This window comes from Phenylobacterium sp. (genome assembly GCF_030697925.1).
In the GTDB taxonomy this organism is placed as follows: domain Bacteria; phylum Pseudomonadota; class Alphaproteobacteria; order Caulobacterales; family Caulobacteraceae; genus Phenylobacterium.
In genome coordinates this window covers 1-12,220 of the sequence record NZ_JAUYOJ010000095.1, presented here as the reverse complement: position 1 = coordinate 12,220, position 12,220 = coordinate 1, and the positions used below count along the sequence as shown (strand labels likewise).

Below are 12,220 nucleotides of genomic sequence, written 5' to 3'. Positions count from 1 at the left end.
AACCGCGCCTCCTAGATGGGCCGGCCTGGTTCTCATCCGATCCCATCAGGTGGCGGCCCCGCGCCGACCACGGACAGAAGCAAGACCCCGGCGAAGGATCGACCTCAAGAGGGATTGACTGACGAAGGCCCGTTACAGAAGACCTTTGATGGCTTCCAGCATCGGACCATCGCGTTGCGCAAGCAGCCTCTCCGACACGTGGAGCCTGTAGTCTGGGTCAATCCCGATGAGGTGCGCGTCGAAGGCGGCGTGGTGGATCTTCGATAATGGGATGCCATTGCGAACGACCGGCTGGCCTAAGAGTTCGTCCCGGTCCTCGACGATGTGGGCGGCATCGAGCAACATTGGCTCTGGCAGGCCAGACAAGGCGCAGCGGCCCTGATAGGCGCCGATGACAGCCTCCCGGAAAGAGGCTTGGTGAAGCCGCTGTTTCACCGCCCGAAGCGCGTATCGCCGCTCCAGTGCGTCTGCCGGTGGCGCGAGAGTTCGTTGTTCGGGGAGGCCGAACGCAATGCGTGCCCTGCGCCTTGGCGCATCCCAGTCGCCCACGAACGTAGGTAGTATCGCCTGGTAGCGGCCGGGCGCTATCCCGAGAAAGTAGATGATTGGCACTTCGTTTTCGAATGCTTCTCGAAGCCATCGGTTGTCGGCGGAGTCCGGATTCTCACCCATGAACGCGTAGTCCACCATTTCTTCGCCATCGAAGATCTGGCGATGAACTTCCCGCTGATCGTCGTACCAGACCCTGTTGCCGGGCTTAGGGAACACCGTGTTGACCGAGAGCAGGAAGCGCATCTGGGCCGGCTTAAAAATGCCGCGCCTCGGATTGACGAGCGGATATCGCTGACCGTCAAAGTAAAATCCTTCGGCTAGCTGTCCGGCCGAAAGGTGGTTGTGGACCTCGCAGAGCGACCTCACGCGCTCAAACGCGGCAGTGCGCAAGAGAGGCGTCGACTTCCAAGTCAGTCATGTCAGCCTCGGCCCCCGGCACAGATCACTGTATCGCAACAGCGACCCGGGTCATCGCGACAGATGACCGTCCTGACAGTTCTTGTGGTCGCGCCGCTGACGTGACCCCCTGAAACGCCTCCAGGAATAACTAGAGTCCGCCCCAGGGAAGGGACGGACGGATGAAGCGATCAAGGTTCACGGAAGAGCAGATGATCGGGATCCTGCGGGAGCAGGCGGCGGGCGTGCCGGTGTTGGATTTGTGCCGCAAGCACGGGCTCAGCTCGCCGACCTTCTACAAGTGGAAGGCCAAGTACGGCGGGCTGGACGTGTCGGAGGCCCGGCGCCTGAAGGCGCTGGAGGACGAGAACGCCAAGCTCAAGCGGATGCTGGCGGACGCCATGCTCGACAACGTCGCGCTGAAGGATCTGCTGGGAAAAATGTGGTGACGCCCGCCGCGCATCGGGAGGCTGCGGCGTATCTGCGGTCGACCTACCAGATGAGCGAGCGGCGGGCGTGCCGGGTGATCGGGTCGGATCGGGCGAGCGTGCGCTACCAGGCGACACGACCCGATGATGGCGTTCTGCGCGAGGGACTGAAGGCGCTGGCCCAGGAGCGGCGGCGGTTTGGCTACCGCCGCCTGCATGTGCTGCTGCGGCGCGAGGGCCAGGTGGTGAACAAGAAGCGGGTCCAGCGGATCTACCGCGAGGAACGGCTGACGGTGCGCCGCCGCGGCGGTCGCAAGCGCGCCATAGGCATGCGCCGGCCGATCGAGACGCCGCTGGCGGCCAACCAGCGCTGGAGCCTGGACTTCGTCTCCGACCAGATGACCGACGGGCGGCGCTTCCGCATCCTGACGGTGATCGACAACTGCACGCGCGAGTGCCTGGCCCTGGTGGCCGACACCTCGCTGTCGGGACGCAGGGTCGCCCGCGAGCTGGAGGCCGTCATCGCTCAGCGCGGACGCCCGGACATGATCGTCAGCGACAACGGCACGGAGTACACCTCCAACGCCATCCTCGGCTGGGCCGACGAGACCGGCGTGGGCTGGCACTACATCGCGCCGGGCAAGCCGCAGCAGAACGGCCACAACGAGAGCTTCAACGGCCGGCTGCGCGACGAGCTGCTGAACGAGACGCTCTTCCGGTCGCTGCCGCATGCCCGCGCCGTACTAGAGGCCTGGCGGCAGGACTATAACGAAGCCCGGCCGCACTCCAAGCTCGGCTGGATGACGCCCAGGGACGACGCCCGAGCCCTATCTGGAGACGCCGGCCGGCACGCTGCGAACCCTGACCTCTCCGCGCGCCGGCCTCTGCAACACCAACCGACCAAGGCTCAGATCAACCCAGGACTCTCGTTATGGTTGGATGAGAAACGGAGTCACGTCAGGGGACGTCAGCTTTCGGGACCACGCTGCAAAGGCTGCCGGCTTCCGGATGCCAGTTTATTGCGGCTCACTTCGCGAAGCTACGCGATGCCTGTTCGCCGGTAGCCGTGGAACGAGAGCGCTTCAAAACCCTGCCTGCATTGCGCAAACAAATGGGGCTGGAGTATCCGCGTTGACCCAGCCCGGGCAGCTGCTTCGCCTCGCATTGCAAGTGGAACGCATCCGATGGACGAGTCCGCCGACATCAACCTTTATGGTTGCGAACCCCAAGTCACCATGTAACGTTGTTTTCTGGGTGGCGGCGAGGCGTTAGCGGACCGCAAATGGCGGACACGCCATCGAGGACCTCCCCGCCTAGTGCTGGGATCTCGTGATGGCGATCGTCGTAATCGATCCAGGACATGGCGGTGCGGCAGAGGTTGGCGGCTCTAGCCCCAACAACGCACGTGGACCGTCGGGCCTACTCGAGAAGTCTGTGACCCTGGACCTGGCGCGCAGGGTTAGGACACTGCTCGCATCTGCCAATATCGACGCCCGTCTCACCCGCGATGACGACAGAAATCTGGGCCTCGAGGCCCGAGCCCGCCTAGCGCGACAAGCCAAGGCAGACGCCTTCGTCTCCATCCATCTAAACGGCTTCAATGGGGTGGCCCAAGGTACGGAGACCTACCATCACGGCGGTGGCTCGGCCGACTCCAAGGCACTCGCCGCTGTCGTCCAAGCGGCCACCGTCAAGGCGACCGGCTTAAAGGATCGCGGGGTCAAGTCGGCGACCTTCGGCGTCCTGCGTCCGGACCATCATGCGCCTACGACGGCCGCCTGTCTGGTCGAGATCAGCTTCATGGACACCGCGGCTGAAGAAGGCCGGTTGAAGACCGACTCCTACAAGGACCAGGTCGCTCGCGCGCTCGCGCGCGCCATCACCGGCTGGTTGGTAACTGACCAGCGGCTGTCGGGCGACCCCGAACGTCACCTCGCGGCGCCGCAAGCCTTTGGGCCAGCCAAAGGGCTGCCCGAGGACGGTTACGAGGCCGTCCACGGCCTTGAGATGCTCGCAGAACCGCCCAATGCGCCCCTCCGACGGGGGAACCACGACGGCGTCGCCTCCGTGACGGCCGACGGCGGCGAACCGATCGACGCGGAGGCCTCCCTCGAGGTGGCCTTTCTCGCCGACCCAACCGACGCCAGCATGAGCAGCGCCGCCGGCGTCGAGGACCTCGAGGGGATGCTGTCAGGGTGGCGCAAAGCGCGTCTAACAGCTGACACCGACGATGCGGTTCGACCGGAGATCATCATCGGCCGCGACGAATCCCTCGATGCTGTGTTCCTGGAGGTGCTCGCCCAACGCCGCGCCGGCGTCGGGATCATCTGGACGAGTGGTCGGGACTACGAAGGGCGTGAAGGTTCCTGGAGCGGCACCGGGTTCCTGGTGGCGCCCAACCTGCTGCTCACCAACCATCACGTGCTCAATTCACCGGAGGTCGCCGAGGCCGCTGAGTTGGCGTTTGACTATGAGCTTAGCCTCAAGGCGCTCATCAGTGGACGCCGAACAGACCCAGTCGCTGGCCGCCGCTATCGCCTGCGCCCTGATCAGCTGTTCATCACTAGCCCGTTGAGCGGCGGCCTCGACTACAGCTTTGTTTGGATCGAGGACGTCCAGGCCCCTAAGGGGGCGGTGATCCGGATGGAGCGAGCGGCATTTTCCATCAAGCCGGAGGAACGGGCGTTCCTGGTCCACCATCCCGCGGGCCGACCGAAGCGCGTGTCGTTCGAGGATTCCGACGTGGTGACAGCGCGTCCGGACGGTGCGGTGATCCACTACACCAGCGACACTGAGCCCGGTTCGTCCGGCGCCCCGGTGTTTGATCGCACAGGACGGCTCATTGCCCTCCACCATGCCTCGCGTCGCAATGTCGAGCAGATCCAGACCTCGGACGGGCTGACGCCGACTTATGTCAACGAAGGCATCAAGATCGCCGCCATCGCCTTGGACCTGGAGACCCGTCGCACTGGAGCGACTGCGGCGATGATCGATATCATCCTGGGCGAAATCTATGGATCGGACACGCTAACCGGCTTCTTCGGCGCGGCTGGCCGGGAGGTGGCTCAGGGCCAGCCTGGCGTTGAGAAGGTGGTCGATCTCTACAACGCCACAGCTCAGGACCTCGACGTTGGGTTCTGGAACATCGAATGGTTCGCCAACCGATATGAGGAAAAGGTCGACGAAATCTCCAATATGATCGTGGATCTTGGTCTCGACATCTGGGCGCTCTCCGAAACGTCGCCCAAGGCGACGGAGGCCCTGGTGGCGAGGATCAACCAGAAGTTCGGTCTCCAATTTGACTTCCGGCATTCTGAGCCGAACGCGCCGTCATCGAAGCAGACGACCGCTGTGGTCTGGAATCCCCGCACCGTCGACGGCGAGCGGGTGGAATGGCCCGCCGAGGTGGACAGGCTGTTCCAGCTCCGGAGCGAGGACTTCCAGCTCGGGCCGGAGGCGCGTCCGTCGCCCAAGCCTGGGAAGATCTTCGACCGCTACCCCGCGCTCTTCCGGTTCAAGGCACGGGGGGGTGTGGCCGGTGGCCTGGACTTCAACCTGGTGCCGCTGCACCTGAAAGCCATGGCGGAGGGGTGGGAGCGTCGGCGGATGGCGTCGCAGATCCTAGCCCACGCGGTGGCCACCATGATCCGGCGACACGGCGCGGACGCCGACTGGATTATCGGAGGCGACGTCAACGAGGAACTCGCCAGCGGCGACTTCGACGCTTTGCTGAAGGATGATTTCACTGCGCTGGCGGCTCAGGACGAGGCCGAGGGGGCCCTAAGCTACATCAAGAGCCCGCGTTCGTTGATCGACCACGTGTTCCTGTCCCCCAACATGTCGCGGATCTATGGACCGCAGGACTTCTTCATCCTGGCGAAGGAGAAGAGTCAGGTCGACTACCTAAAGCGCTTCTCCGATCACCGTCCGGTCATGCTGCGGTTGTCGGCGCGCACCGGCGCTCCGACACCTCGCCCGGAACGGGGACGAATCGACCAGATGCTCTCAGCACAGATCAGCGCCATGCTGAGTGACGCCTAGGTAAGACCCACCATGATCGCGAAACTCCTCTACTCGGCGCTGCTGATCGCGCTGACGGCGTTCGCCGGTGTCGAGTTGTACCGGGTCTGGCTTGACCCAAGGCTCTATATCGGGCGCTTCGATTACGCCTCCACCGAAGAGACGACGGGCGACAAGGGCCAAGCGTTCGCCCTGCAGGTAGGTCTCGCCCACGCGCTGCTGTTCCGACACCTGCAGGACTTCAACCAACGCGGCCAGGAAGGCACCTCGGACACCACCTATGACCTATCGGCGAAGGACCAACTGGGCGCCATGGAAGATGGTCTCGCCAAGTTGGAGGTGACCTACCAGGACGTGGACGTGGGCAAATTGCTCGCGAGCCTGCGCAAGGCGCTGCGGCAGCCCAATGAGGTCACCGGGGCGGTGACCAAGGTCGACGGGATCGTCAGGGCGACGGTCAGCTGGCCGCAGGCGCCCATGGTGGGCGGGAAGGCCGAGAGGGCCTTCCATACCGAGGCTCGGAGCACTGATGGCGGGGCGGCGCGGCAAGTGGCCTGCGGAATCGCTTTCGCCCAGATCGCCGATCGCTCGCCACGGATTGCTGATCTTGGTCGGCCGCGGTTCTGCCAGTGGGTGGACGTACTCTCGGGGTTCTCGGCCTTCTCGACCAAGCAGACCGAGACCGGGATCGTCGACGACGACGCCCCTGGTATCCTCAACCTCCGCCGTCAGTTGAATGGGTTGTTTACGATGGGGGATCGCTTTCCAGACGTCTATCGCCTCCGCGCCGACCTGACGGACCTGCTTCCGGCCAAGGACCGCCGACCGTTGCTGGCGGAGTCGCAAAACGATCGGCTCACCTATGCGATGCTTACGGACCCGACCTTGAAGGCGCTTCCCGTGGCCGACCGGCGGCTTCGCGCGTTCGCCATCGCCCGCCCTGCGATCCTCCTGGAGGGCGACAAACTCACGGATGTCCGGGAGAACTGGCGCTCTGAGCTCACGCCGAACGCGACCGCCATCAGCAGGGCTTCGGCCAGTGTCGGGGTGTTGAGGTCAGATGATAGCTACGTGGCGACCGCATTCCGTATCGGTAAAGGACTCATCGTCACCGTGCGGTTCGCCCTGATCGGCGGTTCGCCCCCCATCGGGGCGGAGACCGACCGCAGGCCAGCGAGCGGGGACCCCCGCATCGCGGGAATGAGCTTCTGCAGCACCGACGACGCCACCACGCCTTGCTCGGAGGGCCACAGCTTTCCCATCAAGGAGGTGGTGTACGACGGCGAAAAAGATGGCTCTTACCTGGCGATCCTCCGCATCGACGATAGCGGTCCGTCACCTCGGCTAGACTTCCGGGACGGCGAAGCTGCCGACAGCGCCTTGATCGACGCCTACGCCTACATCATCGGCTATCCGACCAACAGCGGTGGCGGCGTCCCGCCCGTGGTGATGAACGAGCTGATCGGCGACCGCCCCGGGCGCAAACGGCTGTTGCCCGGAAGGACATTGGGCTTTGAAACCGACGTGGCCGTGTCCGGCGTCCCGGTCGGCGCGCAGTTGACCACGGACATCAACACCGCCCCCGGCACAGCTGGGGCGCCACTGATCGACCTGGCCACCGGTCGGGTGATCGGGGTGCACATCGGGGGCCGCTGGGATGAGGAACGCGGCAAATTCACCTACGCGGAGGTGGTGACCAAGGACCTAATTGCGAAGCTGCAAGCCGCCCTCGCCCCGAAACCCGCGCCAACGCCCCGGCCACCGCCGCCTGCACCGGTGGCGCCGGTGGCCCCCTTGCCCGAGTAGCCCGCGGCTTCTCATCTCTCTGAAGGGACCTGCCTTCCGCGTCCCCGGTCTCTAAGCCGCACGGGTCGCAGAGAAGGTGCAGGCACCCTCATCGGCCAAATCGAACCGTGTTCTTAGGGCTTTCGCAGGCACCGCCAGCGCGACAACGCCGGGGCCCCAATCGGACCTTCGACGCAAAGTCCCACGGGTCACGAACCTCGGCGGAAAAAACCCTACTGTCCGCCTTAACAGTGTGTTTATAGTGTTCACAACGCAAAGTTGGATGTCTTCTGACGCGTGCGTCTTCGGGTGGGGGCTGATATGTCATTGTGGAAAGCGGCTCTTATGAGCTGCGCGGCCGCATCGTTGAGCGGTTGCGGGGCGTACTTGCACCAGACCTCGGTGGAGACGAAGACCGCGACGCTGCAGAAGAACTTTTCGGAACTGAAGGGGCCGGACTATTTCGTGGCCCAGGCTGCCGTCCTGAAGACGCACGGCGAGCGCGAGGACCGGGCGGTTGGGGCTTTCGTGATCGCCCGCCGCGATGCCACCCTGCTTGAACTATTGCGCCCAAGCCCCCTCACCGCAGCGGGCGATGAGACCAAACTGAAGGTCCTCGTCGCGCGCGACCTCTTGGAGGTCTTTGGCGGCGCCCCGAACCAGGCGCAGATTGAGCTGATGGCCAAGGCCCCAGACCTACTGGCGGAAATCCGGTTGCAGGAGCAAATCTCCAATCGCCAGCTTCGCGATGCGGTTCGCAACTACCTGGAACAGGTCGAACTCCACAATGTAGCGGTCCGCAAACGGAACGAGGCTGCCCCCCCCGAGGCGAAGATCGCGGAAATCGCCGCAATGCCAGTGACCTGCGACAAGGTCCCCGATCCCACGGGAGCAGCCTCAGCTGACCCGGTTGAATTGGGTTACCGGATTCTTCAGGGCGCCTGTCGGCAGCACCGCAGCGTGGAGGCGTTCAAGACCGCAAAGGTGAGCGACGATCTTAGCCTGCAAGACCTGTTCAACGGGGCTCCCAGCACAAGCAACCGGCTAAAGTCGGTCAGCCGCGAAGTCGCAATCCGACGCGCCGCGCGCACCGCCGCCGAGGTCGAAGCTGGCCGGCTGGTCGCCGAGATCAAGGCCATGACGGAGAAGGCCAAGACGACGGGCGGGGTATCCACGATCCAGGCAGACATCGCGAAACTCGCGGCGACGATGAATGACGCCGTCCCGGTGGTTAAGGAGGCCGGACTTGGAGAGATCGCGAGCGTCCTCGAAGATGCTGCGCAAGTCACCCTGAAGCCTGACGTTGTCATGCAGGACAAGGGGTCGATCGAAGCACGCTCCGCAGCGGTCATTGGTTTGCTCGACGCCGCGATGGCCGTGAACGGCGCTCCGGGCCAGACCCCGGATATCGGGACCGGCAACGCCGCGTTGATCGGCCTGGCAAAAGCCAATCATGACCTGAAGGCGGCCCGCCTGGACGTCGCCGCCGAAACTGTGCAGCTCGTCTATCTAGATGCCGAGCTCGCCGCGATCCTGCAACAGGCGCGTCACCTGGCGATCGCCGAGAGCCTTCTCGGGCGCTTCCCGGAGAATGCCGCCGGTGAATGGGGCGACCTTGCCGCGCGCCCTGCGGGCAAGGCGAGGGTGGCCGCCAGTGAGGCGCTTAGCGCCTATCTAGCGTCCTGGAACGATGGAGAGACGCCCTACCAGATGCTGCGTTACCGCGCCGTGCAGGCCGAACGCGTGGCCGCCCTCGAACGTGGAACCATGGCTGAGGCCGATTTCCGCGCCGTACTGAAGCCGGCTGTCGACCAATTGGCGGACTACGGCAAGGGCGGGATCAAGGAGGACACCGTCGTGACGGGTCTGAGCGCCCTGGGTGTCGCAGGCGCGATCCTGGAGGGAAAATGACCATGCCCCGCAACATCTTCTCCGCCCTGTTGCTGACCACTCTGCTTGCTGGTTGTGCTGGCCAGAAGGAGAGCCGACTGCTTGCCGGTCAAACTGCCGGCCTCCTCAACGACTATCGACGGGAAGTGGACCAGTTCGCTCAACACCAGAGCACCATGAACGCCGACAACGACGCGCGGGTACGGACCTTCGAGGACCTACGCACCCGCAGGCAGGCTGACACCGATCGCCGGATCGCCAGTCTGAAAGCCATAAAGGACGAGCGAGCGTTGGCGCTCTATCAGCTCCATTCGGCGACCACCCTTGATCAGATCCAGCGGGACAGCGCGGCTCTGAAGACGCTTCAACCCGTCCCTCCGTCGGCGAAGGCCATCTTCGACGCGGCTCCCGTGCAGGCCCTGGTCAAGCAGCTCAAGGCCTACCAGGAGACCCCTTCCATCCGGGAGCGCATCTCAGGGGCCGACGACTACTACGAGGCCCTCCAAACCGCCTACGCCGCGTCCCTGGAGACGGCGAGCGCCAACACCGACAAGGCCAAGGAGAGCGCGGCCAAGTTGGACAACGATACGACCAAGGCCCTCGCGACGGTCGCAAAATCGCCAACGCCGCCGACGAACTGACAGGAACGTCCCATGCCGATGACCCCAGCCCAGCAAGAGGTCTATCTGATCCTACAGGATAAGCTCTATGGGCTCACCCGAGCGCGTCAGGAGATGCTCAAGCTCAAGACTATCAGCAACGCAGCGATGGTGGACATGGAGCTTAGCCGCAGCGCGTTGGAATACCTGATGGTGGACAACGTGATGTCCAAGCTCATGGCGTCAGCCCCGATCAGACTGCCCTCGGCCACAGAGCTGAAGGAATTGCAGATCACCACCGCCAAGCTAGCCACCATCGTCAAGTCAAGTGCGGCAATCGACGCACTCATCCTTGCCGCGGATGCGGCCATCGAAGCCTGGCCTGTCGCATAGTCCGCGGGTAAGGCCGGTCACGCCATCCTCGGCCCCTCGTGGGAGACCAATGGCGTGAGAGCTACATCCGCCACCACTTAGTCTGGTCTCGGATCAGCTAGGTCGTGAACCCCAAAACCTCCGCGACCTTCCCGAGGGTTACGAGGTGACCAGCGGGATCGCGCCGTCTGGAAAATCTCATCGACGTGAATCTCGACCTCATCACCAGGCGCGAGAGCGCCGCGGCCCTGGAAATCCATCTTGCGCGGCGTAACGATCCCGCGCTGGACCGGGAAGTAGAACCCACCGCCCGCCGTCTGGACCGTTGCGTCCGCAGATGGGGCGACCGCATCCTGAGTGCAGCGGGGATACGCAACGAAGGTGTTGTCGTGAGCGCCCAACTCCTGAGCAATGCCATGACCTACGGGCTTACGGTCGAATACATCGGTAATCCCGAAAAGGCGGCGATCAAGGGCCGCCGAGGTCTGGAAAGTTCAGATGCTCGCTTTGCTCTTCGACCCAGACTAGCGGTAACGGCCCTGGCGTTCCGCTGCCTGCCGAAGAGCGGACATTCCCAAGGTCGCCTAGGAGTCAGGACTTCGCGTTGAGGACCACTCTGGGCGTTCTGCCGCACAGCGGACCTTCCGAGCGTCGCCAAAGAGCCCGATCCAGTCATTACTGGTCATTGGGGATGCACTGTCCGACAGTGGACTCTCCCGAGGTCTCAGAAGATTCCGAAGCGGTCATGGAAGACTGTCTTGTGATGGGTAGAATCTAAACCCACGACCTTCAAGGGCGGCCAACAATTGGACCGCCGCTCCCATTGGGCGTTTTCAGGAGGTCCTCAGGCTCGAGATCGGCGCCCCGCCGACATTGCCGCGGACGCCTTGACGTCGAGTCCGACCAAGGTCAAGGCCTTCCCACTCTGCGACATCCATCCCATTTCCCCTGCGCTCCGATCCTCAGCTGCGTCTTGCAACCTGAGCGCACGCAGGCGACACACGCATGATGCGAACCGACCTCGACCACTTGCCGGAGTCGAAACGACGCGAACTTGAGCGCGTCGTGCAGATCTTGTTCGAGGAATTCGAGGCCAAGACACGCAATCGCAGCCACCAGCACCTCAAGCTGGGGCGCATCCTGAAGATCGTCCTATTCGGCTCCTACGCCCGCGGCGACTGGGTCGAGGATAAGGTGAGCGGCTACGCGTCCGACTACGACCTGCTCGTCGTCGTAAGCCACGATGATCTTACCGACGTCGTGGAATACTGGGGGGAGGCGGAGGACACTCTCATGCGCGCCTTCCTGATCAGCAGGGAGTTCACCGCGCCGGTGAACTTCATCGTCCACAGCCTCGGCGACGTGAATCGCCAGCTCGGCCGTGGCCGGCCCTTCTTCATCGACATCCTGCGCGACGGGATCGCGCTCTATGAGACCGCGGGGCACGAGTTCACGAAGCCGAAGCCCCTATCGCCTCAGGAAATACTGACTGAGGCCAAGGGACACTACGGTGAGTGGTTCACCAGTGCAGGAGAGTTCTTCGACAATTTTCAATTCAACGCGAAACTCGCACGAAATAACAATGCTGCGTTCCAACTGCATCAGACTACAGAACGCCTATATCACTGCCTGCTCCTGGTCCTGACGCTCTATAGTCCTAAGTCTCATCGGCTGAACTTCCTACGATCGCAGGCCGAACGTCTTGATCCAAGGCTAATCGAAGCCTGGCCCCGGGATACGAAGGCGTCGCAACGCGCCTTCGAACTTCTGCGGCGCGCGTATGTCGACGCGCGCTACTCGCCGCACTTCAAGATCACCGATGACGAGCTTGAATGGCTTGGCGCTCGAATTGTCCGCCTCCAGCAGATCGTCCAGCTTGTGTGTGAAGAGCGATTGACCGCCCTAGGTGGCGACGCCGGCGGTTAGTGAGGCCGCAGCTCTATTGCTCCTGAGCCACCCGGACGCTTCAGATTGAAGGGCCATAGCCGCTTGGGCGACCATCCCCTGGCCGTCGCTGGGGGGATCAACTCCTTTCGTTCTAGAGCGTGACCGCTCTTAGCTGAATCGGGATTCCGGATATCTGCGGATCATGATTCAAGGTCCAGGCTGGGCAGGAGGCCAGCTTGGATGGGTCGGCCGTATTCTCTGGATCTTCGGGATCGCGTGGCTCGGTTCGTG

The 12,220-nt window shown here is 63.6% G+C and carries 8 protein-coding genes and 1 pseudogene; 8 read left to right on the top strand and 1 reads right to left on the bottom strand.

Annotated features, from left to right (window positions below; all coding sequences use genetic code 11):
- Window positions 1-132 precede the first annotated feature (132 nt).
- Entirely contained in the window at window positions 133-795 is a 663-nt protein-coding gene (locus tag Q8Q88_RS09145) for an HNH endonuclease (protein ID WP_305674885.1), read from the bottom strand.
- A 335-nt stretch (window positions 796-1,130) separates the two neighbouring features.
- Here Q8Q88_RS09145 and Q8Q88_RS09140 point away from each other — a divergent pair.
- The 8 genes and pseudogenes from Q8Q88_RS09140 to Q8Q88_RS09105 all read left to right on the top strand — a co-directional run.
- Window positions 1,131-2,192: pseudogene (locus tag Q8Q88_RS09140) on the top strand (IS3 family transposase); the annotation flags it as partial.
- 516 nt (window positions 2,193-2,708) lie between these two features.
- Window positions 2,709-5,417 carry an N-acetylmuramoyl-L-alanine amidase gene (locus tag Q8Q88_RS09135; protein ID WP_305674884.1) on the top strand — a complete coding sequence of 903 codons (2,709 nt, stop codon included), beginning with the start codon at window positions 2,709-2,711 and terminating at the stop codon, window positions 5,415-5,417.
- A gap of 12 nt (window positions 5,418-5,429) precedes the next feature.
- Window positions 5,430-7,202 carry a trypsin-like peptidase domain-containing protein gene (locus Q8Q88_RS09130; protein ID WP_305674883.1) on the top strand — a complete coding sequence of 591 codons (1,773 nt, stop codon included), beginning with the start codon at window positions 5,430-5,432 and terminating at the stop codon, window positions 7,200-7,202.
- Window positions 7,203-7,568: 366 nt separating this feature from the next.
- Window positions 7,569-9,092: a hypothetical protein gene (locus Q8Q88_RS09125; RefSeq protein ID WP_305674882.1), complete on the top strand. Its 1,524-nt coding sequence runs from the start codon at window positions 7,569-7,571 to the stop codon at window positions 9,090-9,092.
- Window positions 9,089-9,712: a hypothetical protein gene (locus Q8Q88_RS09120; protein ID WP_305674881.1), complete on the top strand. Its 624-nt coding sequence runs from the start codon at window positions 9,089-9,091 to the stop codon at window positions 9,710-9,712. The genes Q8Q88_RS09125 and Q8Q88_RS09120 overlap by 4 nt, the downstream gene beginning before the upstream one ends.
- Window positions 9,713-9,724: 12 nt before the next feature.
- Window positions 9,725-10,063: a hypothetical protein gene (locus tag Q8Q88_RS09115; protein WP_305674880.1), complete on the top strand. Its 339-nt coding sequence runs from the start codon at window positions 9,725-9,727 to the stop codon at window positions 10,061-10,063.
- A gap of 185 nt (window positions 10,064-10,248) precedes the next feature.
- Window positions 10,249-10,650, top strand: coding sequence for a hypothetical protein (locus Q8Q88_RS09110; RefSeq protein ID WP_305674879.1), 402 nt, complete (start codon window positions 10,249-10,251; stop codon window positions 10,648-10,650).
- A gap of 397 nt (window positions 10,651-11,047) precedes the next feature.
- Complete coding sequence (locus Q8Q88_RS09105) at window positions 11,048-11,968, top strand: HEPN domain-containing protein (RefSeq protein WP_305674878.1); 921 nt, start codon at window positions 11,048-11,050, stop codon at window positions 11,966-11,968.
- The last annotated feature ends 252 nt before the right edge of the window (window positions 11,969-12,220 follow it).